General features: G+C 70.1%; 19 protein-coding genes and 3 pseudogenes. 12 read left to right on the top strand and 10 right to left on the bottom strand.

Translation table 11 applies throughout. From position 1 onward, the window contains the following. Positions 1–162: 162 nt before the first annotated feature. From AB0D59_RS28895 to AB0D59_RS28910, 4 genes are read left to right on the top strand one after another with little or no spacing between them, the layout of a single operon-like run. Positions 163–978 carry a glycosyltransferase family 2 protein gene (locus AB0D59_RS28895; RefSeq protein WP_362571275.1) on the top strand — a complete coding sequence of 272 codons (816 nt, stop codon included), beginning with the start codon at positions 163–165 and terminating at the stop codon, positions 976–978. Beyond that, entirely contained in the window at positions 975–1,988 is a 1,014-nt protein-coding gene (locus AB0D59_RS28900) for a glycosyltransferase family 2 protein (protein WP_362571278.1), read from the top strand. Before AB0D59_RS28895 ends, AB0D59_RS28900 begins: the two co-directional genes overlap by 4 nt. Beyond that, positions 1,981–2,781, top strand: coding sequence for a polysaccharide deacetylase family protein (locus tag AB0D59_RS28905; RefSeq protein ID WP_362571281.1), 801 nt, complete (start codon positions 1,981–1,983; stop codon positions 2,779–2,781). Before AB0D59_RS28900 ends, AB0D59_RS28905 begins: the two co-directional genes overlap by 8 nt. Continuing rightward, positions 2,774–6,622 (top strand): lipopolysaccharide biosynthesis protein, encoded by a 3,849-nt coding sequence (locus tag AB0D59_RS28910; RefSeq protein WP_362571284.1) that lies wholly within the window; start codon positions 2,774–2,776, stop codon positions 6,620–6,622. Before AB0D59_RS28905 ends, AB0D59_RS28910 begins: the two co-directional genes overlap by 8 nt. Positions 6,623–6,646: 24 nt before the next feature. On the opposite strand, the gene AB0D59_RS28915 is transcribed toward AB0D59_RS28910, so the two are convergent. Next, positions 6,647–8,071, bottom strand: coding sequence for a xylan 1,4-beta-xylosidase (locus tag AB0D59_RS28915; protein WP_362571287.1), 1,425 nt, complete (start codon positions 8,069–8,071; stop codon positions 6,647–6,649). A gap of 176 nt (positions 8,072–8,247) precedes the next feature. Here AB0D59_RS28915 and AB0D59_RS28920 point away from each other — a divergent pair, with 176 nt between their 5' ends. Next, the gene (locus tag AB0D59_RS28920) at positions 8,248–9,342 is read left to right on the top strand and encodes a DUF5925 domain-containing protein (protein WP_362571289.1); all 1,095 of its coding nucleotides are present in this window, start codon (positions 8,248–8,250) and stop codon (positions 9,340–9,342) included. 15 nt (positions 9,343–9,357) lie between these two features. After that, positions 9,358–10,128, top strand: a complete 771-nt coding sequence (locus AB0D59_RS28925; RefSeq protein ID WP_362571292.1) for a DUF72 domain-containing protein — start codon at positions 9,358–9,360, stop codon at positions 10,126–10,128. Between the two features lie 406 nt (positions 10,129–10,534). On the opposite strand, the gene AB0D59_RS28930 is transcribed toward AB0D59_RS28925, so the two are convergent. Further along, on the bottom strand, positions 10,535–10,903 hold the full coding sequence (locus tag AB0D59_RS28930; RefSeq protein ID WP_362571295.1) for a GntR family transcriptional regulator: 369 nt from the start codon (positions 10,901–10,903) through the stop codon (positions 10,535–10,537). Positions 10,904–10,973: 70 nt separating this feature from the next. On the opposite strand from AB0D59_RS28930, the gene AB0D59_RS28935 reads away from it, so the two are divergent. Together AB0D59_RS28935 and AB0D59_RS28940 are read left to right on the top strand one after the other, a co-directional pair. Beyond that, positions 10,974–11,903 (top strand): GNAT family N-acetyltransferase, encoded by a 930-nt coding sequence (locus AB0D59_RS28935; RefSeq protein WP_362571298.1) that lies wholly within the window; start codon positions 10,974–10,976, stop codon positions 11,901–11,903. Further along, the gene (locus tag AB0D59_RS28940; protein WP_362571301.1) at positions 11,884–12,384 is read left to right on the top strand and encodes a DUF402 domain-containing protein; all 501 of its coding nucleotides are present in this window, start codon (positions 11,884–11,886) and stop codon (positions 12,382–12,384) included. Before AB0D59_RS28935 ends, AB0D59_RS28940 begins: the two co-directional genes overlap by 20 nt. 9 nt (positions 12,385–12,393) lie before the next feature. Here the strand turns inward: AB0D59_RS28940 and AB0D59_RS28945 are convergent, their stop codons facing one another. After that, on the bottom strand, positions 12,394–13,008 hold the full coding sequence (locus AB0D59_RS28945) for a class I SAM-dependent methyltransferase (RefSeq protein ID WP_362571304.1): 615 nt from the start codon (positions 13,006–13,008) through the stop codon (positions 12,394–12,396). A gap of 140 nt (positions 13,009–13,148) precedes the next feature. On the opposite strand from AB0D59_RS28945, the gene AB0D59_RS28950 reads away from it, so the two are divergent. After that, positions 13,149–13,283, top strand: a complete 135-nt coding sequence (locus AB0D59_RS28950; RefSeq protein ID WP_089102986.1) for a hypothetical protein — start codon at positions 13,149–13,151, stop codon at positions 13,281–13,283. A 437-nt stretch (positions 13,284–13,720) separates the two neighbouring features. On the opposite strand, the pseudogene AB0D59_RS28955 reads toward AB0D59_RS28950, so the two are convergent. Together AB0D59_RS28955 and AB0D59_RS28960 are read right to left on the bottom strand one after the other, a co-directional pair. Beyond that, positions 13,721–14,550: pseudogene (locus AB0D59_RS28955) on the bottom strand (IS481 family transposase); the annotation flags it as partial. 71 nt (positions 14,551–14,621) lie between these two features. Then, positions 14,622–14,987 carry a VOC family protein gene (locus AB0D59_RS28960; RefSeq protein ID WP_190054434.1) on the bottom strand — a complete coding sequence of 122 codons (366 nt, stop codon included), beginning with the start codon at positions 14,985–14,987 and terminating at the stop codon, positions 14,622–14,624. Positions 14,988–15,079: 92 nt separating this feature from the next. On the opposite strand from AB0D59_RS28960, the gene AB0D59_RS28965 reads away from it, so the two are divergent. Further along, positions 15,080–16,045, top strand: a complete 966-nt coding sequence (locus tag AB0D59_RS28965; RefSeq protein WP_362571307.1) for a WYL domain-containing protein — start codon at positions 15,080–15,082, stop codon at positions 16,043–16,045. A gap of 10 nt (positions 16,046–16,055) precedes the next feature. Here AB0D59_RS28965 and AB0D59_RS28970 read toward each other — a convergent pair whose 3' ends face one another. From AB0D59_RS28970 to AB0D59_RS28980, 3 genes and pseudogenes are all read right to left on the bottom strand, one after another. Further along, positions 16,056–16,493: a hypothetical protein gene (locus tag AB0D59_RS28970; protein ID WP_362571310.1), complete on the bottom strand. Its 438-nt coding sequence runs from the start codon at positions 16,491–16,493 to the stop codon at positions 16,056–16,058. Positions 16,494–16,942: 449 nt separating this feature from the next. Continuing rightward, positions 16,943–17,803 carry an alpha/beta fold hydrolase gene (locus AB0D59_RS28975; protein ID WP_362571313.1) on the bottom strand — a complete coding sequence of 287 codons (861 nt, stop codon included), beginning with the start codon at positions 17,801–17,803 and terminating at the stop codon, positions 16,943–16,945. Positions 17,804–17,972: 169 nt separating this feature from the next. Next, positions 17,973–18,189: pseudogene (locus tag AB0D59_RS28980) on the bottom strand (MarR family transcriptional regulator); the annotation flags it as partial. A gap of 304 nt (positions 18,190–18,493) precedes the next feature. Between AB0D59_RS28980 and dnaE the strand changes: the two are divergent. Both dnaE and AB0D59_RS28990 read left to right on the top strand, forming a co-directional pair. Then, on the top strand, positions 18,494–21,982 hold the full coding sequence (dnaE, locus tag AB0D59_RS28985) for a DNA polymerase III subunit alpha (RefSeq protein ID WP_362571316.1): 3,489 nt from the start codon (positions 18,494–18,496) through the stop codon (positions 21,980–21,982). Between the two features lie 5 nt (positions 21,983–21,987). Next, positions 21,988–22,992, top strand: coding sequence for an ImpB/MucB/SamB family protein (locus AB0D59_RS28990; protein ID WP_362571319.1), 1,005 nt, complete (start codon positions 21,988–21,990; stop codon positions 22,990–22,992). A 186-nt stretch (positions 22,993–23,178) separates the two neighbouring features. Here AB0D59_RS28990 and AB0D59_RS28995 read toward each other — a convergent pair. Both AB0D59_RS28995 and AB0D59_RS29000 read right to left on the bottom strand, forming a co-directional pair. Continuing rightward, positions 23,179–23,442: pseudogene (locus AB0D59_RS28995) on the bottom strand (NAD(P)-binding domain-containing protein); the annotation flags it as partial. Positions 23,443–23,583: 141 nt separating this feature from the next. After that, a complete protein-coding gene (locus AB0D59_RS29000; protein ID WP_362571322.1) occupies positions 23,584–24,003 on the bottom strand; it encodes an SRPBCC domain-containing protein in 420 nt (139 codons plus the stop codon). Positions 24,004–24,028 lie beyond the last annotated feature (25 nt).

Below are 24,028 nucleotides of genomic sequence, written 5' to 3' on the forward strand. Positions count from 1 at the left end.
CGACCGGCTGCCGTTTTCCGGCAGACCGGGCAGCTTTGCCAGCTCACCTGCGGATACGGAGATCCATTTTCCGTGCCACGGGTGAGAACCCCCCTTTCGAACCGGACACAGAAGCGGGCCGCCCAGGGGCGGGCGGTCCACCGGACGAGAGGGACAAGACTCATGAGTTCTGTTCTGCGCACACCGTCTTCGGGCCAAGGTCCGTTAATGGAATACCGGCCGATCTCCTCTCACCTCGCGATCACACCGCCGGTGAGCGTGGTGATCCCGGCCATGAATGAGGCGGAGAATCTCCCCTACGTCTTCAAGACACTTCCCGGCTGGATACACGAAGTGGTCCTTGTGGACGGCAATTCCACCGACGACACCGTGGAAGTGGCCCGCGAGTTGTGGCCCGGCGTGAAAGTCGTCGAACAGAGTGGCAAGGGCAAGGGGGACGCCCTGATCACCGGGTTCGAGGCATGCACCGGCGACATCATCGTCATGGTGGACGCGGACGGCTCGGCCGACGGCCACGAGATCGTGTCGTACGTCTCCGCCCTGGTCTCGGGCGCCGACTTCGCCAAGGGCTCGCGCTTCGCCAACGGCGGCGGCACGGACGACATGACCTTCATCCGCAAGCTCGGCAACTGGGCGCTGTGCACGATCGTCAACCGCAAGTTCGGCGCCCGCTACACCGACCTCTGCTACGGGTACAACGCCTTCTGGCGGCACTGCCTCGACAAGATCGACCTCGACTGCACCGGCTTCGAGATCGAGACCCTGATCAACGTCCGGGTGGTCAAGGCGGGCCTGAAGGTCCAGGAGATACCCAGCTACGAGTACCTCCGCATCCACGGCACCAGCAATCTGCGCGCCGTGCGGGACGGGTTCCGGGTCCTCAAGGTGATCCTCGGAGAGCGCTCCAACCGGCGTGCGCTGCGCCGGCGGGTGCGGCACTCCCCGATGCTCACCACGGGCCGGGGAGAGTCGTCTTGAGCGATCCCGACATCTCCGTCGTGATCTGCGTGTACACCGAGGACCGCTGGGAGGACATCCGCGCGGCGGTCGCCTCGGTACGCGCCCAGTCGAATCCGGCGCTGGAGACCCTGCTGGTCGTCGACCACAACCCGGCGCTCCTGGAACGGCTCACGAAGGAGTACAAGGAGGCCACTCAGGTGCGGGTGCTCGCCAACGCGGGCCCCCGCGGCCTGTCCGCGGGCCGCAACACCGGTATCGCCTGCTCCTACGGCGAGGTGATCGCCTTCCTCGACGACGACGCCGTGGCCGAACGGGACTGGCTGCGCCGCTTCGCCGAGGGGTACGCCGACCCGAAGGTGATGGCGGTCGGCGGCCGGACCATGCCCGTCTGGGCCTCCGGCCGCCGCCCGCACTGGTTCCCGGAGGAGTTCGACTGGGTGGTCGGCTGCACCTACCGGGGGCTGCCACCGGGCCGGGTCCGGGTCCGGAACGTCCTCGGCGGAAACGCTTCTTTCCGGCGTACGGCGTTCGACGCGGCAGGCGGCTTCGCCACCGGCATCGGACGCGACGGCGACAAGCGCCCGCTGGGCTGCGAGGAGACCGAGTTGTGCATCCGGCTCAGCCGGGCCCGCCCGGACGCCGTGCTGCTCATCGACGACCGCGCGGTGATCCACCACCGGGTGCCGCAGGCCCGTGAGCACTTCGGCTACTTCCGCACCCGCGCCTACGCCGAGGGCCTCTCCAAGGCCCTGGTCGCCCGGAGTGTGGGCGCCGGCAAGGGACTCGAGTCCGAACGCCGGTACACCACACGTGTGCTGCCCGCGGGGGTCGCTCGTGGCCTGCGGGACGCACTCCTGGGCCGGCCGGGGGGCGCCGGCCGGGCCGGGGCGATCGTCACCGGGGTACTGACGGCGGCGGGCGGCTACGTGGTGGGGAGCGTGCGGGCGCGGCGGGGCGGGGCGACCTTCACCGTCGCCGCGATCGAGGGGGATCTCATGACCGTGGCGGAGGGGGGACCTCATGGCTGAGACACCGGTGCCGATCCTCATGTACCACTCGGTCGCGACCGCGCCGAACGAGGCCACCCGCGCGCTGTCGGTGGCCCCGGAGGCGTTCGCCGAGCAGATGGCACTCATCGACGACCTGGGCCTGACCCCCGTCAGCACGGCCGACCTGGCCGCGGGTTGGCGATCGGGCGGCCCGCTCCCCGACCGGCCCGTCCTGATCACCTTCGACGACGGCTACGAGGGCGTGCACCGGCACGCCCTGCCCGTCCTCGCCAAGCACGGTTTCGCGTCCACCCTGTTCGTCTCGACGGGCTGGATCAGGGGCGCGTACGACACCGGAGGCGGCCTGGACGCCATGCTCGACTGGGACCAGGTGCGCGAACTCGCCGGCGCCGGCTGCGAGATCGGCGGGCACAGCCACACCCATCCGCAGCTCGACCAGCTGGCCGACGACCGGCTGCACGAGGAGCTGGTGCGGTGCCGGGACATCGTCGCCGAGCAACTGGGCACCGATCCGGCCTCGTTCGCCTACCCGTACGGCTACTCCAGCCGCCGGGTCCGGCAGGCCGTGCGGGACACCGGATACGCCCAGGCGCTCGCCGTCGAGAACGGCCTCGCCCGCCGCCGCCAGGGTCCGTACGCGCTGCACCGCGTCACGGTGCGCCGCAGCACGGACGCCACGGAGTTCGCACAGCTGCTCGAAGGCCGTGCGATCGCCCGCACCTTCGCCAAGGACCGTGCCCTCACCAAGGGGTACGCCGTTCTCCGCAGAGCCCGCCAGGTCCGCCGGAAGGCCATCCGTTCCCGTGTCTGACACGACGACCACCACAACCGAGGCCACGACCCACGACACAGCGGCGCCCGAGCAGTCGGGGCGTCGCCTTCGGCTGCCCGGCAGAGGCAGCTCGTCCGGCGGCAGCCCGCTCTTCCGGAACGCCTACGCGCTCATGCTCAACACCGGCATCTCCGCCGTGCTGGGCCTGGGCTTCTGGCTGGCGGCGGCCCGCTACTACTCCGAGTCGGCGGTCGGCCAGGGCTCCGCCGCGATCGCCGCCATGAAGTTCCTCGCCGGGCTGACCGCGGTCACCCTGACCGGCGCGCTGGCCCGCTTCATCCCGGTGGCCGGACGCCGCACCGGACAGCTCATCTTCCGTACCTACGCGGGCAGTTCGCTGATCGTGGCGATGGCGGCCGGCGTCTTCCTGATGACCCTCGGGATGTGGGGGCCGTCGTACCGCTTCCTGCACGGGCCGGTCAACGGGCTCGGGTTCGTCGTGGCGGTGATCGCCTGGAACGTGCTCACGCTCCAGGACGGCGTGCTGACCGGACTGCGCAACGCGCCCTGGGTGCCGGTGGGCAACACCGTGTTCTCGGCGGTCAAGCTGGGTCTGCTGGTCGCCTTCTCGGTGGCGATCCCGCTGACCGGCGTCTTCGTCTCCTGGGTCGCCGCCATCGCCACCTCGGTCGTACCACTGGGCTGGCTGGTGTTCCGGCGCCTGGTGCCCCGGCACGTCAAGGCGACCGAGGAGCACGCCAAGCCGCCCACCCTGAAGGAGATCGGCAGGTTCCTGGCCGGCGACTACACCGGTTCGCTGTTCTCCCTCGCCGTGGTCTACCTGATCCCGGTGATCATCGCCTCGCAGGTCAGCTCCGAGGACAACGCGTACTTCTACATCACCACCACCATCGGCGGCACCACCAATCTGCTCGCCATCAACATGGGCGCCTCGCTGACCGTCGAGGGCTCGCACGACCCGGCCCGGCTGGCCGCCAACACCCGGGCCGCGCTGCGGCGGATGGCCCGGATCATGATCCCCATCTGCTCGCTGCTGTTCTTCGGGGCGCCCTGGATCCTCGGTGTGTTCGGCACGGGCTACGCGGACGCCGCGACCCCGCTGCTGCGCTGGTTCGCGGTCGGCGCGCTGCTCAGGGTCGTGATGGAGACGTACTTCGCGGTGCTGCGCGCCCAGAGCCGCACCGCCGGACTGGCCTGGCTGCAGGGCCTGCTGTGTGTGCTGGTGCTCGGACTGACCCTGCTGCTCCTGCCCCGGATGGGGCTGACCGGCGCGGGCGTGGCCGAGATCTCCAGCCTCGCGGTGATCGTGACGATCGCGGCGCCCAAACTGTGGCGGACGCTCCGGGCGGCCCCGGCCGACATCCCGGAGGACGCGGCACCGGACGGAGACCTCGCCGACCTGGGGACACTCCCCCACGCTCGGCTTCGCTCGCGCGGGGGGACCCCCATGGTCCCGGCCACCACCGCGGCACCGCGCAGGCGGGGCCCGGCCTGGGCGCTGGACACCGACACGCTCGCCCTCGGCATCCATGTGGACTTCGACCACGTGGAGCGGCGGCCGGACGTCCGCCCGGGTCCGGGAACCCCGCCCACGGGCACGCCCGTCGTCCTGCCGGACGACCGGCCCACCCGGGCGCTGCGGCCACCGCGGAACCCGGGGTTGCCGGTGGCGGAGAGGGAGCCGGGCGCGGAGGCCTCGCTCGGACCGGCCGAGGCCTCGCTGCTGAAGGAGGCGGAGGTCGACGCGCCGTTCGGGGAGGCGGTCGTACCGGAGGAAGAACCAGCGCCGGCCGAGCCTGCGGAGGAACCGGCGGCGGAGCCCGCGCTGTCGCTGCGCGAGCGGCTGGTCCCGACCCGCCAGGGAGTCGTCCTCGGCTGTCTGCTGGTCGCCGCCCTCCTGCTCTACTGGGTGCCGGCCGCCCGGCTCGACGACGCCGACCTGGACCGGATGGGCGGGCTCGGGCTGATCTCGGTGCTGCCGCTGCCGACGCTGGTCGGGGCGGCGCTGCTGGTCACGGTGTTCGCCGCGCTGCTCTGGCTGCGCCGGGAGCACAGGGTGCTGCTCCTGGTCACCCTGCTGGCGACGGTCGTGTCGCTGCACGCGCTGCCCGCCGTGATCGAGACGGAACCCCGCTTCCCGACGGCCTGGCAGCACCTCGGGTTCATCGACTACATCGACCGCACCGGGTCGGCCGTACCCGACCTGGACGCCCGCTGGAGCTGGCCTGGCTTCTTCGCGGCGGCGGCCTTCATCGGCCGGGCGTGCGGGGTCACGGACTTCACCGAGGTCATCCGCTGGTGGCCGACGCTCGTCCAACTCGCGTACCTGGCACCGATGTTCCTGCTCGTACGGTCGCTCCGGGCGAGCTGGCGGGCGAAGTGGACCGGCATCTGGATCTTCGTGCTGTGCGGCTGGGTCGGCCAGGACTACTTCTCCCCGCAGGGCTTCACGTACCTCCTGTACCTGATGTTCGTGGCGATCCTGCTGGTCTGGTTCCGTGCCCCGCACGTGATCTGGACGAAGTTCCGCCCGGGCGAGGCGGAGGTCGAACCGACGAACCGCCGCCAGCAGGCCGTGCTGCTCCTGGTGTTGATCGGCCTGTACGCGGCGACCGTCCCGGCGCACCAGCTGACCCCGTTCGTGATGCTGGGCGTGCTGGCGGCCCTGGTCCTGGCCGGCAGGTCCGAACTGCGCGGCCTTCCCCTCCTGTTCGGGGTGCTCGCGGCCGTCTGGCTGGGCTTCATGGCCGAGCCGTACTGGTCGGGTCACTTCAACGACCTGTTCGGCGGGGTCGGCGGGGTCGGCAGCAATGTCTCGACCTCGGTCTCCGGCCGTATCCAGGGCGGCAGTTCGACCCACAAGCTGGTTCTGTACGTCCGGGTCCTGCTGGCCGGCAGCATGATGGCCTTCGCCGTCTGGGGCTGGTGGCGCCGCCGCTTCCACAAGTACCGCGAGCGGTCCCTGCTGGTCCTGACCTTCGTCCCGTTCCTGGGCTTCGGCATACAGTCGTACGGCGGCGAGATGGCCCTGCGGGTCTTCATGTTCGCCCTGCCGGGCGCGGCCCTGCTGGCGGCTCTCGCCCTGTTCCCGCGCACCGGCGCCACGGCGAAGGAGCACGAGAAGGACCGGGTCAGCCTGGCCCCGATGGCCGCGCTGCTGGTGGGACTGCTGCTCATGGGCGGCTTCCTGGTGGCCCGTTGGGGCAACGAGTCCTTCGAGCGGGTCCGGCCCGGCGAGGTCGCCGCGATGGACTACGTCTACGCCCATGACAAGCCGACCGTACGGCTGCTGTGGCTGAGCAACGACACCGTCAACGACGTGACCCCGGCGATTCCGTGGGGCGCGAAGGACATGGAGCGGGTCGACTACGTGCCGACGCAGGCGCCGACCGACCCGGTGCTGGTGTCGAGCCTGGTCAAGGCGCTCAGGGACGCCGGCCCGAACTCGTATCTGATGATCAACAGGAGTCAGGTCGTCTATCTGCAGATGGACGCCGGTTACTCGGCGACCTGGGAGAGCCGGCTGATCCAGAACCTGGACGACCGGCAGGATCTGACGAAGGTCCTGGTCAACGACGACGTGACCATGTACGCGCTGCGGACGCGGCCCGCGGGCGCGGTGGAGGATCCGGATCCGGGGCCGATCGGGCCGCGGATCACCTGGACGCCGTGGTCGGTGGTCGGCGGTCTCGCCGCCGTGGCCCTGATCCTGCTGCTGACGGCACGCGAGGTGGTCCGGGTCGCGGTCCGGCCGGGGGTACGTCGGCTGCGCCGGCTGCAGGGCAGCTTCTGGTTCTCGCTGCCCCTGCTCGCGGTGCTGCTGGCGTCGCTGGCGCAGCGGTTCCTGACGCTCAAGTAGGCGGGTCGAAGTGGCTCACCCGGCTCACCTGGTGAGCCACTTCACCTCGTACCCCAACAGGTCGAACCGTTTCCCGTCCACCTGCGCGCTGATCGTCCGGCCCAGGGTGTTGACGACGAGCACGGTCCTGTCGCCGGCGAGGACACGCACGTTGGGCGCGTCGTCCTCGGCGACGGAGACGGTCTCGTACCGGGTCCCCGGCGGGAACGCCTTCCCGAACCTCGACACCAGGTCGTACATGGGGAGTTGCCGCCCCCCGTCGGCGCCGTCGGTCGTGGTCCACAGACAGCCGGCGCAGCCGCCGCCCTTCTCCTCCTCCGGGTTCCAGTAGAAGCCGGAGTCGGCGCCGCCCCTGACCATGGCGATCATGCCGGTGGCCTGGACGGCGACCCGGTGCGGTTCGGTCCAGCCGTCGCGTTCGTCACCGCCGTCGGCGGGCTCGACGTAGTACTCGGCCCACCACAGCGGCAGGTCGTGCGTCTGCCTCCGCACCCACTCGCTGACGTACGTCAGTTTCTCCGTGGCGGCGAACTCGTTCGGCAGCAGGTCGTCGTCGTTGGTGTAGCTGGACCCGTCGACGACCACGAAGTCGGCGCCCGCCTTGTGGGTGTTCCAGTAGTCGAAGGCGTCGACCACCCGCTGGTCCATGACGCCCCAGGGGCCCTTGAGGGTGGGTGAGGCGTTCTCGGTCTGGCGCGGGTCGAAGCTGTCCATCACCAGGTACGGCCCGCCGACCATGATGTCCTTGTCCACGGCCTTCAACGCCTTGTAGACGAGGTTGTAGAGCCGGGTGTAGCCCTCGTAGTCCCAGCGGGCCTTGTCGTTGTTCCAGAAGCCCTTGAACTCGTTCCAGACGATGAAGTGCCGGACGTCCGGATAGCGCCTGGCGACGGTCGCGGCGAGGTTCGCGTAGTCCTGGTAGTGGTCGGGGGTGGGGGCGGTCTCCAGGGCGGCCTGGCTCCAGTCGGTGTGGTTCGCACCGGCCCTGCCGCCCTTCATCCAGTCCGGCGAGCAGCACAGGGTGATCACCGGGGTGCCGCCCGACCTGCGCATGAAGTCGACCCGTCGGTCCAGGGCGCCGAAGTCGTAACGGCCCTTCACCGGCTCGGGGTTGTCTGCGCCCCAGCCCATGACGGCCTGGTCCTGGGGCAGCCCGCCGTCCTCGGCCAGCAGGTTCTCGACCCGGTCGGTGGCGGTCGTACTGCCCTCGTCGGCGCTGTACTGGGTGTGGGTGAAGCCCCAGCCCACGTATGGCTCGGTCGTGTCCGGCGGGGTGGCCGGAGTGCCGTGCACCTTGTCGCCGTCGCGGGTCGTACCCGCGGTGCTGCCGCCGCCCCCGGGCAGCGTGTTGATCAGTGTCACGATCAGGGCGAGAGCGGCCACGCCCACACCGAGCAGGGCGGTGAGCCGCCACCGCCGAGCCCCCGAATTCCACTCATGACGCCCCATCAAGGACAACAGTAATGGCGGAAATCGCCCCGGGGGGCAGGTATCCGGGATCGACGGCCGTGCAACAGGGCCAGGGGGGCACTCCGGATACTCCGGAAGCTCGGCGCACACCCGACACTCTCCGCCCACTTCGGAAAACGGGTGCGCGGCGGGCCCCGGTGTCGGATCATGGCGGCATGTCTGTCAAGCCGCACGAGACGCTGCCGATCCGGCTCAACGTCGACGACTCCGACTCACCGTCCGACGTCGTCGACGCGCTGTTCCTCGGCCGCTTCGCGACGGGCGAGCAGCCGTACTCGCACGCGGCCAACATCGACCGGGTGCGCGCCGGGGCGACCCTGCTGCCGAAGGGGGCGCGGGTGCTGCGGGTGGCCCGCGACGACGACCGCAGCGCAACGCTGGCGGAGGGCGACGGCTGGACGCTGCTGGTCTCCCGCTGGAACCGGGGCGCGGACGTCACCGTCACCGCGACCACCGCCGAGCTGGCCACGAAGGTGCTGAACGAGACGACGGACGGCGCGGCGGACGAGCCGGAGCCCCAGCCGGACAACGTGACCATGGGGTTCTGGTACGTCTCCCCCAGGCGCGGCCCGCACCGCACCACCCGGCAGATCTCCGCCGGTACCTGGGACGACGTCCGCGCCAACTACACGGCACCGGTGGCGGACGCGATGGACCGCCTGATGAAGACGACGCCCGAGGACATCGCCGGCCGTCTCCTGCTCCTGCACGGCCCGCCGGGCACCGGCAAGACCTCCGCCCTGCGCACGCTGGCCCGTTCCTGGCGGGACTGGTGCCAGGTGGACTGCGTCCTGGACCCCGAACGCCTCTTCTCCGACGTCGGTTATCTGATGGACATCGCGATCGGCGAGGAGGACAGCGCCGGCAAGGGCCGGTGGCGGCTGCTCCTGCTTGAGGACTGCGACGAGCTGATCCGCGGCGAGGCCAAGCACACGGCGGGGCAGGCCCTGTCGAGGCTGCTGAACCTCACCGACGGTCTGCTCGGCCAGGGCCGCAACGTCCTGGTGGGCGTCACCACCAACGAGGACCTGGAGCGCCTGCATCCCGCCGTGGTCCGCCCCGGCCGCTGCCTCGCCCGTATCGAGGTGGGCGCGCTGACCCGTCCCGAGGCGGTGAACTGGCTCGGCACGGAAGAGGGCGTGGGCCGCGAGGGAGCGACCCTGGCGGAGCTGTACGCACTGCGCCGGGGCACTGCGCCGACGTCGGTACCGGGCGCCCGGGAGGACGCGGACGCGGGGCTGTACCTGTAGTGCTTTGATGGGGGTATGCCCCTGTTCGTCGGGACCTCGGGCTGGCAGTACAAGGACTGGCGGAACGTCCTGTACCCGGCCGACGTGCCCGTGCGCCGGTGGCTGGAGGAGTACGCGGCGCACTTCACGACCGTCGAGCTGAACAACGCGTTCTACCGCCTGCCGAGCCGCGAGAACTTCGAGTCCTGGCGGGAGCGGGTCCCCGCGGACTTCGTGATCGCGGTCAAGGCGAGCCGCTTTCTCACGCACATCAAACGCCTGAAGGATCCCGCCGAACCGGTCGACCGTCTGATGACCCACGCGGCGGGCCTGGGCGACCGGCTGGGCCCGGTCCTCCTCCAGCTCCCGCCGACCCTCAAGGCCGACCCGGCCCTGCTGGACGCCTGTCTGGCGTGCTTCCCGCGCGGTACGAGGGTGGCGGTGGAACCCCGCCATGACTCCTGGTGGACGCGGGAGACCCGCGAGGTCCTGGAGTCCCGGGGCGCGGCCCTGTGCTGGTCCGACATCCAGGCCCACCCCATGACCCCCCTGTGGCGTACCACCGACTGGGCCTACGTCCGCTTCCACGAGGGCCGGGCCGCCCCCTGGCCCCGCTACGGCCGCCGCTCCCTGGAGACCTGGGCCGACCGCATCGCCACGGCCTGTCCCAGGAAGGCCGACATCTACGCGTACTTCAACAACGACCCGGGCGGAGCGGCGGTGCGGGACGCGGCGGTGTTCGGGAGGGCCGCGCAGAGGGCGGGGTTGCCGGTGACGCGAACGCCGCAGCTGGCCACCAGCGGTTGATCACTTCCCCCGCCACTTCACTTCCCACCGCCCCATCCGTCTCCCCACCACTCCCCTCTGCCCCGCCGCTCTCTTCTCCCCACCACTCCCCTCTCCCTCCCAGCTCCCCTCTGCCCCGCCGCTTCCCTCTCCCTCCCCGCTCCCCTCTGCCCCGCCGCTTCCCTCTCCCTCCCCGCTCTCTTCTCCCCTCCGCTCCCCTCTCCCTCCCCGCTCCCCTCTCCCTCCCCGCTCCCCTCTGCCCCTCCGCTCCCCTCTGCCCCGCCGCTCCCCTCTGCCCCTCCGCTCCCCTCTCCCCCGCCGCTCTCTTCTTTCCCGCCGCTTGAATTCTTTTCCGCCGCAACGGCGATCAGCCGCCGCGGCGCCTCTCGGCGGTGCCGAGCCCTGCCCAGCCGAAGCCCGAAACCCCCTACCCCCCGTAGGCCGCCCGCAGGGCGTCCCGCACCGCGGCCAGCGCCTTCTTCTCGTCCAACCCCAGCCGGCGTACCCGCTCCACGTACGCCTGTGCGGCCGACGACGCCTCACGCTCGGCGGCCGACCCAGCGGCAGCGACGAACGTTCCGTTGCGCCCCCGCGTCTCGATCACCCCGTCCGTCTCCAGCGCCCGGTACGCCTTGGCCACCGTGTTCACCGCGAGGCCCAGCGCCTCGGCCAGCCCCCGCACCGTCGGCAGCCGGTACCCCACCGGCAGCACCCCGCCCCGCGCCTGCTCGGAAATCTGCGCCCTTACCTGCTCGTACGGCGGCGCGCTGTCATCGATGCGGATCTTCAGAGTCACGGCCCGATTCTCCCGTACCCGCCGGAAAATGAGAGGCATCCTGCACTCGCCCCCACATAGCGTGCGCCCCATGACAGTGATCGTGCGCGATCTGCGCCCCGACGCCCGGTCGGATGCCGAAGGCTTTGCCCGGGTCCGGCGGCTGGCCCTCCCCTTCATGTTGTTCACTCCGGAGTCCCTGGTCCACGACCTGACGCACACCCACCCCGACGCCCGTTTCCGTCAGCTGGTCGCGGAGGAGGACGGCGAGATCATCGGCACGGCCCAGGTCGGCCTCGCCCACGAGAGCACCGAGCCGGGCCAGGGCTTCGCCAACGTGTACGTGCATCCGGAGCGCACCGGCCGGGGCGCCGGCAGCCTGCTCGTCCGTACGGCGGAGGCGCACCTGTCGGACGTCGACGCGACCGTGTCGTACACCTGGGTCCTGGACACCCCGTCCAACCGGGCCTTCGCCGAGCGCCGCGGTTACACGGCGAGCCGCTCCGCCCACTTCCTCCGCCTCGACCTCGCGCACGGCGCACTCCCTCCGCTGCGGACCCCGCCCCCCGGCGTCGAGCTCCGTACCGCCGCCGACTTCGCCGACGACCCGCGTCCGCTCTTCGCCCTCGACGCGGAGACGACGCTGGACGAACCCAGCGACATCGACACCGAGTTCGCCGATTACGAGGCCTGGCTGGACGGGACCTGGCGGCATCCGCTGTTCAGCCACCAGCTGACCTCGGTCGTCCTGGTGGACGGCCGCCCGGCGGCGTTCAGCGCGGCGCGCACCGACGGCGGCAGCCGCTATGGCACCGTCATGACCGGCACGGCCCGCGCCTTCCGCGGCCGGGGCCTGGCCAAGCTCGCCAAGAACGACTCCCTGCACCGCGCCCGCGCCGCCGGCTGCACGGAGGCGTTCACGGGCAACGACAGCGGCAACGGCCCGATGCTGGCGATCAACAAGTGGTTCGGGTACGACATCTGCGCGACGGAGGTCAGACATGTCCGCGAACTCGGCTGAGCCGACGGCCACGGTGGACGTCATCCTGCTCAAGGCGGGCCGCACGAAGATCCGTTACCCCGCCGAGCTGCTGCACGACGACGGCATCCGGATCGCCGTCCGCGCACCGTGGGCCGGTGACGTGGCCCGCGACTTCGGCTTCGTCCGCTTCGAACAGGGTGATGTCTTCACCGAGTTCTACTGGCGCGACCGCTGGTACGCGGTCAAGGAGGTCCGCGCCGCCGACGGCACGCTGAAGGGCTGGTACTGCGACGTCACCCGCCCCGCGACGCTCACCGGCGACGAGCTGGTCGTCGAGGACCTCGACCTGGACCTGTGGCGGTCCGCCGACGGCACGGACGTCCGCCGGCTGGACGAGGACGAGTTCGCCGAGAGCGGGCTGGCGGCACGGGACCCGGAGGCCGCCGCGGCCGCCGTCGCCGCGCTCGACGCGCTGGAGACGCTGGCCCGCGAGCCGGACTTCACCGCCCTGCTGTCCTGAGGCACCCCCTCACACCGTCGCCACCAGCGCGTACCGCTCGTCGTCCACCTCCTTGCCCCACAGCACCGCCCGCGCCGACAGCCGCTCCACCCGCACGTCCGCGGCGAGCGGCGCCAGGAGGGCGGTGAGCCGGTCGGCGGGTATGCCGACCGGGGTCACGGTCCCCCACACCCCCTCCACCAGCACGAACCGCCCTCCGGGACGCAGCAGGCCCCGCCAGTGCCGCAGCACGCGTGCGGGGTCGGGCAGCGCCCACAGCACATGCCGTACGAGCACGGTGTCGAAGAGCCGCTCGCCCACCGGTGGTGCCGCCGCGTCGCCGAGGAGGAACACCGCGTCACGGCCGGCGAGCTTGGCACGGGCCCGCTCCAGCATCGCCGTGGAGCTGTCGACCCCGGTGACGTGATGGCCCTGTTCGGCGGCGAGGAGGGCCAGGCTGCCGGTGCCGCAGCCGAGGTCGAGCAGGTCGGCAGGGTGTCCGGGCAGCCACGTGCGGAGCCGCTCCGCCCAGGCCGCGCGCACCTCGGGCCGGCCCAGCCCATGATCCGGTTCGGCGTCGAAGGTGGCGGCCTGCGCATCCCAGTCGACACTCGCCGCAACTCTCCGGTCACTCTCGTTCGTCATGCCCCCAGCGTGACACCCGCCACTGACACTCGGTCCGTGTGACAGCGACCACTGACAGACCGGCACCGATGAGGAACTCTCGCCGAAAGGGTCTACCTCCGTGACACCACGGATCTCGGTAGGCACTGAAGGAGGCAGCCATGCGCCGCACAACCGTGCAGAAGCCCCTGAAGAGGACGGACAGCCGCCGGATCCGCGAGGAGGCCGACGAGCGCCCCGCCGGACGCCCTGAGGTGCGCAAGGACATCGCACGCACCTGGTGGCCGGACGGCTGAGCGCGCCGGTTCCCCCCGCATCGCTCTTCAGCCCAGCCGCTTGCGGTAGTGGACGCGGTCGTACGGCCCGTCCACGCACCGCCCGACAGAGCTTTCCAGCCCGAGTCCGAAGGCCTTCGGCATTCAGATGCCTGGCCGCCTCACGCAGGTTCTTGCCCGATACCACCAGAACAAGCTTGGACGCCCCCTTCTTACCCTTGTCCTGAATGCGGTAGCCGTACGGCGCAACGCCGCCGGGGAACCCGCCGGCTTGTCCGACGACTGCCAGACGATGCGTAGCGGCTCGCATGCTGTCCAGCTCGTCCATCACCAGCTGTGCGAGATCCTCAGCTGTCCGGTCCGAGTTCTCCGGGTCCGAGAGGATCTCCGCCAGCCGGTTGACTTCCCGCTGACTCACGCTCCCTCTGCTCCGCCTCGCGGCGCTCGTACAGCTCCTTGATGCGCTGGTAGCGCTCCACTTTCCCGTTGTGCCGAGGTGTGTATGACTTGGTTCTCTGATGCCGGGTGCCATGCCCGACGATGCGAGCGAAGTCGCCGGAGCGGTAGCAAGCGCCAATGTCGGTGACGACCCGGTAGATGTGTTTGATGCCGTGGGCGGCGAACCAGACCTTCGCCCGGGCGAGGAAAACAGCAGCTGTCGCGCCCTTCTCATCGCCCAGCGGTTCTGTGTAGGCGAGCCGTGAGAAACCATCGACGACGGAGTGCAGGTAGACGTAGCCACGCTTCGCCCCGGCTGACTTCGCCCGACTAGCGACCTTGGCCTGATCGCTGTCCCGGCCGTGGATCCGCCACCCGCCGCCATCAGGGATCCGGCCGACCTTCTTCACATCCAGGTGCACCATGTGTCCGGGCCAGCGAGCGGTGATCTTCCCCGGCTTCCGGTTACTCTCACCGCCTGGGTCGATGAAGCGGCGTCTGCCGAGGCCGAGCCGGGTCAGGTGTCGACTGACAGTCCGCCGGTCGATCACAAAACCGATGCTCACAAGTTCGTCGCTAATCCGTTGCGCGGACCACTTGTGCTCGCGGCGCCAGGACTCGATCTGCTCGATGACCCATGCTGGTGTCGCTTTCGGACTCCGGTGCGGGCTCGACGGCCGGTCGTGCAATCCCGCATCACCGTGGAGCCGCCAGCGATTTACCCACTTGCTGGCGCATGCGCGGGAGATGCCCATCTCAGCGGCGACGTGGGCGATATGGGACGTGTCTGGCACCGCTTCACGAGCCGCCTACGGCCCTCGACGCTCAGGGGCGCATTCGCGTGGGGCACTCGTCGTCCTCTCAAAGTCAGACGACGGCAGGCGCGACACCTGCGGTGGGCGCCTGCCGCATTGTGGCCTTTCAGTCCTGCGGTGCGACGCGGATACGGTTCCCGTCAGGATCGGCTGCGAGGAAGGTCAGCCCGAACCCCGCGTCATGAGGCTCGTGCAGGATCGTGACGCCCTTGGCCTGCCACTGCTTGAAGATCGCGTTGAGCTCGTCGGGTCCACCGTCGATGGCCAGGCAAACCTCACTGGTACGCGGGACATCCGGTGACAGATCCTCGAACTGGCCAGACCACAGAGCAAGGTCAGCGCCCGGCCCGAGGTCGAAGGTGATGTATCCCGGAGTCTCGAACGAGGGGCTCATGTCGAGGAGGTCACCGTAGAAACGAGCTGCGGCGGGAGCGTCGTTCACATAGACGATGGACACGACGGATGTGGTCATGGTTGTTCCTTCTCACAGGTCGTAGGTACGCATCCACCAGCCTGACCGGGATATGCGCCGCATCGTGTCGCAATTCCTGAAAAACTTGGCGTGTGACCCCAGACCGCTTCTTCTCCCTGATGCTGCTCCTCGGATCGAGGGATGCCGTGACCACACAGGAACTTGCCTCGGCGCTCGGGGTGTCCCTTCGAACCATCACCCGGGACCTGAACTGGCTCCGCGACGCCGGACTGCCGGTGACCGCACAACGGGGCCGCCTCGGAGGCGTGACCATGCCACCCGGGTCCGGGCTCGACCTCACGCGACTCACGCCGGGCGAGCGTGATCATCTGTCGCTCACCGGGCTGGACGAGAAGCAACGTGCGGAGCTCAACGCATCGGTCGAAAGCCAGCGCGCGCTCTCCAAGATCGCCGCTACACAGTCACGTCGAGGTCATGAGCTCCTGCCGCTCACCGACGTAGTACATGTGGACAGCCGTCCCTGGCTCCAGGCACGAGCTTCCGGCACGACTCCGGCTTCGCTGATCGGCCCAGTGCGGCGAGGTCGCCAGCTACAGATCGAGTACGACAGCCCACGCGAGTCATGCCCACGCGACCTCGTCGTTGATCCCTACGGGCTGTTGGCCAAGGCCGGCATCTGGTATCTCGTCGCCGACTGTGCCCGAGTGCCACGGATGTACCGACTCCAACGGATCACGACGTGGAAAGAAGGCGACCAGCCACGACGGATCCGCGAGAACCAGAGCCTGGCCACCGTCGCTGCAGCGCTCATTGATCAGTGGGAACACGACCACGCGATAGAGATCAGCGCCACCATCGAGCAGACCCAGATCGAGCGAGCGCAACGGATCTTTGGCCAACGACTCGTCCGGGACGACCATGAAGAATCCCCCACCGGCCACAAGGTAACGATCCGCTTCCTGCGTCTGGAGGACGTGCGAGCATTACTGCCATTCGGGAGCGCCATCACTGTGCACGGCCCCACCGAGGCCAGGACTCACCTCCGCGACCTAGCCACCAACCTTGCCCACCACTATGCGCCGTCACCAACGTCCTGACCCACAACACCTAGGCGTTTCTCCATGCCTGTAGGAACCGCTCACGGTCCTCCGCCGTGTCGTGCTGCCGGCGGCGGGCGAGCAGAACGTGCCAGGCGGTGGTCTCGGCATCACGCAGCCACAGTTTCCTGAGGTATCTGGCGGCACCGCCTAGGAGGCCCCGAGCGGCTCCGATCACGTCGGCAACGGCGTCGTGCTCATCGTCGTCGAGTTCTTCGAGAAAGCTGAGCAGGCGGCCAGCAATACCAGCTTCATTTCCGTCGAGCAGGCGGTCGAAGAAGGGGCCGCCAGCGTTGCCGGGGACGATGTTCAGGGCGGCGTCACCTCCCACCAGGCTCAACAACCTCCAGAACTCTCGACCTTCGAAGGCGCCGGGGAGAGGCAGTGCGGCGAAAAGATCAACCAGGTGGCCATTGGCGGCATGGTTGTAGGAGACCTCATGAGGCAACGTGCGTTGGCGCCCGCACGGGGAGCCATTCCGGGAGCCAACCACGGCGTCCGGCTGCGGACGAACACGGACTACCGCGGACGGTGGGAACGTTCAGGCGCAGGTGCGCCAGGACTTCCCAACCCCTCTTCCTCAGCCCTCAGTTAGCTCTCCCTTAAGGCGACCATAAGGATCTCCTTCGCCCCCTCCCAGCAGGCGATTTCACGGTTTCTTGGGGCTAGCTTTCTGATCGCCCCCACGGGATCCCGCCGGGCGGGACCGAGCCCGCCCCGAGGACCGTTCCGAGGAGTTTCCGGATGTCCGCAGCACGCCGTAAGGCCGCCGTCGCCGTCGCGCTCGGCACGATGCTACGACGACGGGCGCACCGGACCTGATCCCGCATGACTCCGGGGCCTGACCGGCGGCTCAGGCCGGACAGGCCCCGGCGGCGTTCAGTTGGGCAGCGCCGCTCAGCTGAACGCCGACGCGCAGCTGGTGGCGGTGGCGTGTGCCGGGTCGAGCGCGTTGGCCACCTCGTGGAAGGCGATCCGGTCGAAGAGCCCGATCGCCACGTGCTCGGAGAGGTCGAGCGAACACAGGTCCTGGAGCAGGACGTTGTGGACGTCGGAGCCGCTCAGGTACTGGCTCTGCCAGGGGGTGGCCACCTCGTCGTACTTGGTGGCGACGACCGTGTAGTGCACGCCGGGGACGGTGTCGCCGCCCGCGTTGAGTTTGGTGAGGAAGGCGGAGCCGGGGATCTGGTCGGCGAGGCCGGGGGTACTGGACTTGATCAGGTCCTCGGCGCCGGGGAAGTACGGCAGCAGGTTGGTGAGGCCGCTGATGGTGGCGCCGTGGTTGTCGGGGGCGAGGCCGACGAGGGCGTTCACCTTGGCGGCGCCACCGAGGAACCTGAGGTAGTAGCGGGGCATCATGCCGCCCTGGGAGTGGCCGACGAGGTCGGCCTTGGCGGCGCCGGTCGCGCTCAGCACCTTGTCGACGTAGGCGGAGAGTTGCTCTGCCGACTTGTCGATGGGGCCGAGGCCGTAGAAGAGCGGGACGCCGGACAGCTGGCCGTAGTCGAGGGAGAAGACGCAGTAGCCGCGGTCCTCCAGGTACGGGGCGAGGGAGAGCCAGTTGTCGACGGAGTTGCCCAGGGTGCCGTGGACCAGGATCACGGGGCGGGGGTGGGCGGCGGAGGGGCGGCAGGAGTAGTCGTTCCAGCCGGTGCTGGGGGCGCTCGACGCGTGGGCGGTGGCGGCGGGGACGGTGGCGACGGCGGCGGCGAGGAGCAGTGCGGTCAGGGGTCTGAGCACTCGTTTCCAGGGCAGCATCGTGTGATCTCCTTGCGGCTCAAGGGAGTTGCGACGGCCTTACGCCCTGTGATCCGGATCACGAGGATGCTGTTCACTCATCAAGTTACGGACGAGTAGTGCAACCGTGAAGTTACGCGTCGGTAAAACTTCCGGGTAACCGGTCGCGCGCCACCTGCCTGATGGGGTGTCACCAGCTGGGCCCGAGGGGGCCATAGGGTGCGATACGCGCCCAACTGTCGCGCAACACGCGCACTTCACCCTCCCCCAGTACGTCCCTCCAGCCCCACACGGCCTCGGCGGCCGCCTCCGCCGCCCGCCCGCGTGCACGCCCCCCGTTCAATGAGCACGACCAGCCGGGCCTTACGCCCCCCGGGGTGCGCCCGCCGCTCGGCATACCCCCACCGCCGAGCAGCCCGACGGCACACGGCTCACTCCACCGTGGGCCAACCGAGGCACCGGCATAACGGAACGTGTCGACTTCACTACAAGCCGCCACCGCCCGTCCATCCTGAGCCTCCAACTGCCCTGCCCGGCTGGAGAGGTGACAGAGCGGCATCGCCCCCTCTCGTCACCCACCCCACCAAAGAATCGTTTACACGTTCGATTCCTGTCGCCTACCTGGGCTGATGAGGTTAGAGTAATCGAACGAGCGTACGATGAACATATCGGGCGCATGGTCGAAAAGGGGTGGAGTGATGGAGGTGCGGCATGACGGGCTTCGCCCATCTGCACGTCGCGTCCGGTTACTCCGCCCGCTACGGCGCCTCTCACCCCGAGCAGCTCGTCCGGCGGGCGGCCGAGCAGGGCATGCCGGCGCTCGCGCTCACCGACCGGGACACGGTCACCGGGGCCGTACGGTTCGCGCACGCCTGCATGAAGGACGGGGTCCGGCCGGTCTTCGGCATCGACCTGGCGGTGCAGGCCCTCGCGCCTCCGCCGCCCGCCCGGCGCCACCGCACCCCGGCGCGCGGTGGCGCACACGTCATGGAGCCGCCGCTGCGGTTCGTGCTGCTCGCGCGGAACCGGGAGGGCTGGGCACGGCTGTGCCGCATCACCTCGGCCGCCCATGTCGGTGCCGTGTCCGGTACGCCGCCGGTGGTGCCGTGGCAGGCGCTGCGCGAGTACGGCGGGCCCGGCCTGGCCGTGCTGCTCGGGCCGCTCTCGGAGCCGGTGCGGGCACTGTCGGTGGGCCGGGAGGACGTCGCGATGAAGCTGCTGGCGCCCTGGCAGGAGATCTTCGGGAGGGAGGTCAGATTGGAAGTCGTCGCGCAGAAACGTTTCGGCACGGACCCTGGATCCCTGCGCCTCGCCGCCCGGACCCTGGCCCTGGCCGACCGCACCCACACCACCGCCGTCCTCTCCAACGCCGTCCGCTACGCCGACCCCGGCCAGCACCGCCTCGCCGACGTCCTGGACGCCGCCCGCCTGCTGCGACCGATCGACCGGCGCCGGCTGGACAGCGGACAGCGCTGGCTCAAGGACGAGCGAGGAATGGAGACCGTCGCGCGAATGATCACCGAATGCGCCGGAGAGGACATGCGTCGGGCCCGCCGTCTGATGGCGGACACCGCCGCCACCGCGGCCGCGTGCACCGTCGACCCGGTGGCTGACCTCGGGCTCGGCAGACCGCACTTCCCGGAACCGTCCCTCTTCGGGGCGGAGCCCCGGGCGGGCGGCGCGGCACAGCTGCTGCGCGGGCAGTGCGAGGCCGGTCTGGCCAGGCGCGGCCTCGACCGCGACCGTACGGCGCTCGACCGGCTGGACGAAGAGCTCAAGGTGATCTCCGAGCTGCGCTACGACTCGTACTTCCTCGCCGTCGGCCAGGTCGTGGCCGACATCCGGGCCAAGGGCATCCGGGTCGCCGCCCGCGGCTCCGGCGCCGGCTCCCTTGTCTGCCACACCCTGGACATCGCCACCGCCAACCCGCTCGACCACCACCTCCTGTTCGAACGCTTCCTGAGCACACGCCGAGCCTCACTGCCCGACATCGACATCGACGTGGAATCCGCCCGCCGCCTGGAGTGCTACGACACGATCTTCGAACGGTTCGGGAAGGAACGGGTGGCGGTCACCGCGATGCCCGAGACCTACCGGGCTCGCAGGGCGCTGCGCGACACCGGCCTCGCCCTCGGCATCGCCCCCGCCGACATCGACCGGATCGCCAAGAGCTTCCCGCACCTGCGCGCCTCCGACATCACGAGCGCGCTCGCCGAACTGCCCGAGCTACGACAGCTGGCCGCCGAGGCACACCGGTACGGCCCCCTGTGGGAACTCGCCGAGGGCCTCGACTCCCTGGTCCACGGCATGGCCATGCACCCCTGCGGCGTGGTCATCAGCGACGCGACACTCCTGGACCGGCTGCCGGTGCAGCCCACACCGCAGGGCGACTACCCCATGGCGATGGCCGCGAAGGAGGAGATCGAGGCGCTGGGCAACATCAAACTCGACGTCCTGGGAGTCCGTATGCAGTCCGCGATGGCCCACGCCGTCACCGAGATCGAACGGACCACCGGCAACCGCATCGACCTCGACGATCCCCAGCAGGTGCCGCTCGACGACGTCTTCGCGTTCAAGCTCATCCAGGCCAGCCAGACCCTGGGCCTGTTCCAGCTGGAGTCCCCCGGCCAGCAGGACCTGCTCTCCCGGCTCCAGCCCCGAGACGTCCAGGACGTCATCGCCGACATCAGCCTCTTCCGCCCCGGACCGGTCGCCGGCGGCATGCCCGAGCGGTACATCGCGGCTCGCCACGGCGGTACGCCGGACTACGCGCACCCGGACCTTGAGCCGGTGCTCGCCGACACCTACGGCGTGACCATCTGGCACGAGCAGATCATCGAGACGCTCTCGGTCATGACCGGCTGCGACTATGCGCTGGCGGAGATCGCCCGGCGGGCCCTCGGCGACAAGGACCGACTCCCGAAGATCAAGGACTGGTTCCACGAGCGGGCACGCGCGCGTGGTTACAGCATGGCCGTCCGGGAGGAGGTCTGGAAGACAGTGGAGGCCTTCGGGGCGTACGGCTTCTGCCGCGCCCACGCGGTCGCCTTCGCCGTACCCGCCCTGCAGAGTGCCTGGCTCAAGGCGCACTATCCGGCGTTCCTGCTGGCGGGGTTGCTCGAACACGATCCCGGGATGTGGCCCAAGCGGGTCCTGGTCTCCGACGCCCGTCGGCGGGGGGTGCGGGTCCTGTCCGTCGACATCAACCGTTCGAAGGTGAAGCACACCGTGGAGATGACCGAGCAGGAGGAGTGGGGCGTGCGGCTCGCGCTGTCCGGGGTGCACGGCATCGGCGCGGAGGAGTGCGCGCGGATCGAGGAGGGGCAGCCGTACGGATCGCTGTCGGACTTCTGGCAGCGGGCCCGCCCCAGCAGACCGGTCGCCGAACGCCTCGCGGAGATCGGCGCCTTGAACTCTCTGCACGACGGTCGTCTCACTCGACGCGATCTCCTTCTGCAGATCGCCGAGTTGCATCGGCAGTCCCGCAACCGGACCGCAGGTTCGGGTCAACTGCCCATAGACACGGGTGCGGTTGAGGGAGCGGAGCCGAGCGGGCTGCCGGAGATGACCGGACGCGAGGCACTGAGCGCCGAGTTGGACACCCTCGGCATCGACGTCTCCAGGCACCTGATGGAGCATCACCACCGACTGCTGCGGGAGATCGGCGCGACGGACGCGTCGCACCTGGCCGGACTGCGTGCAGGGCAGCAGGTGTTGGTCGCGGGCGTGCGTGCTTCCACGCAGACCCCGCCGATCGCCAGCGGCAAGCGGATCATCTTCGTCACCCTGGAGGACGGCTCCGGCCTGGTCGACCTCGCCTTCTTCGAGGACTCCCACCCGGCCTGCGCGTACACCGTCTTCCACAGTGGCCTGCTCCTTGTCCGCGGCACGGTCCAGGTGCGCGGCACCCGTCGTACCGTCGTCGGGTCCATGGCCTGGGACCTGGACGAGATCGCCGCCGCCCGCCGGGACAACGGGCCCGAGGCGGCGCTCGCCCTCCTGGGTGCGGACCGGCCGCACTCGACCCCCGCCCAACCGGCTCCGGGTCAGTCGCAGGCCGCTCCCGCACCATCGCAGCGCACCCTGGCCGACGGCACCGCCGGCGCACGGCTGCACCCGTACGCCGACCTCCAGCCCGCCGGCACCCGCTCCGCCGACCTGAAGAAGTTCGGCCACCGCAGCCCGGGGAGTGCGGGATGAGCGGGATGACTGCACGTCAGCGGCACATCGCCCATCTCCACCTGCACGCCGAGCTGACGGAGACCCAGTACGAAGCCATAATCGAACTGATGTCCGGAATCACGCCCCACGTCCAGGCCGTCCCGCCCAACGCCCTTCAGCTGGACCTGACTTCGGCGCTTCGGTACTTCGACCTGTCCCCTTACGACATGGTCCAGGCGGCGAAGATGAGACTGAAGGCCCACTACGGCATCGACAGCAGCGCCGGCCTCGCGGGCAACCGCATGCTGGCGGCGATGGCGGCCGACGCGTCCGCACCCGGGGACACCACCTACGTGCCCACCGGGCAGGCGGCCGACTGGCTGTACCCCCGCCCGGTCACCGCGCTGCCCGGGATCGGCCGTGTCATGGCGGACACACTCGGCAGATACGGCCTGCACACCATCGGCCAGGTCGTCGATCTGCCGGCGGGGACCCTGCAACGGCTCCTCGGCGCGGGCCAGGCACGGCTGTTGACCGAGCGCGCCCGCGGTCACGACCCCCGCCCGGTCGTCCCCGCGGAACCGGCCCGGCACCTGGCTGCCGACCTCGTGTTGAGCCGGGACTGCCTCGACCCGGCGCAACACCACCGAGACGTCCTGGGGCTTGCCGACCGGCTCGGCCAACGCCTGCGCGGAGAACGCCAGATCACCGGCCGCCTCACCCTCACGGTCCGCTACGCCGACCGCACCTCCACCACACGCACCCGAGCCCTGCCGGAACCCACCGACCACTCACCCGCCCTCGCCGCCACCGCCCTGGGCCTGTTGACCTCCCTCGGACTGCAACGCGCCCGTGTCCGTGCCTTCGTGCTCCGTGCCGACGCCCTGCTGCCGGCCGCCGACGCCTACCGCCAGCTCTCTCTCGATCCCGCCGCCGACCGCGCCCGCGCCGCCGAAGCCGCCGCCGACCGCGCCCGCCGGCGTTTCGGCCCCGAAGCCGTAGGCCCGGCAGCCTTGGCAGAGTGCTCCCCTTGCACCAAGAACCACTGATCCCCGGCGAAACCGCCCAGGTCTGCGACCGCCGGCCACCGCGAACGCGTCGACCGGTGGGGACAAGAACGTCTTGACCGTCCGTGCGGCCGGCGAGTACCGCTGGAACAGCTCTCCCGCGGTCAGGCTGCCCTTCAGTAGTTCTGCGATGTCGCCGTCCCGCGATCGGTAGTAGTTGTTCGCGTCGATGACGATTTTCCCGGCCAGCGCGTCCGCGGGCAGGTGGGGCACGGCGCTGAAGGGGACGGCGACCACCGTCCAGTCGCCGGCCGCGGCGGCCTCTGCCGGAGTGGCCGCGCGCGCTCGGGGGCCGAGGCGTTCGGTGAGACCGCGCAGGCTCTCGGGACCGCGCGAGTTGCTGAGGATCACGTCGATCCCCGCGTTGACGGCCAGGCGTGCGACCGCGCCGCCGATGCTGCCGCTTCCGATGATGCCGAGCGTGCCGTTCATTGCTTTTCCTTGCGCTGATGGGCCTGTGTGCCTTTGAGCGCACCCGTGGCCCGCGGACCATGGCGTGGGAACCGCGGTCTGCGGGCGTGGATGTGTTGCGGTGCGTGGACGGGTGCCCCGTGTGTGGGCTGTGCGGGGCTGTCAGTGGCCGGATTCGAGTCGTTCTCTCAGGGCCCTGCCGTGGCTCGCATAGCCCTCCTCCATCTGGGATCGGGCGGGCTCTACGGTCGCCACGGCGGCCGTGCCGGTGAACTCCTCGGATTCCGTGTATCGCGTTCCGCCGGCCCGGGGTTCGAGGACGAAGGAATGTTTGCCCATGAGGACATCCGGAATGCCGCCCTCCCAGACAAGCCGTCGCGGTGCCTCGTAGTGGAGGACCGTGAAACGGTATTCCCCGTCGTTCTCGGCCCCCAGCGACACTTGGGCCCGCAGCCGGGTTCCAGGCAGGATTTCCGTCGGAACATCGACGAAACGCAGTGTGGGGTGCCACTGCGCGTATCCGGCGAAGTCGGTCAGTTCCCTCCACACATCCTCGGGGGGAGAGGCGATGTCGGTGACCACGGTGATGACCGGACTGTGCGGCACG

The organism is Streptomyces sp. NPDC048417, assembly GCF_040651615.1.
Classification (GTDB): Bacteria; Actinomycetota; Actinomycetes; order Streptomycetales; family Streptomycetaceae; genus Streptomyces.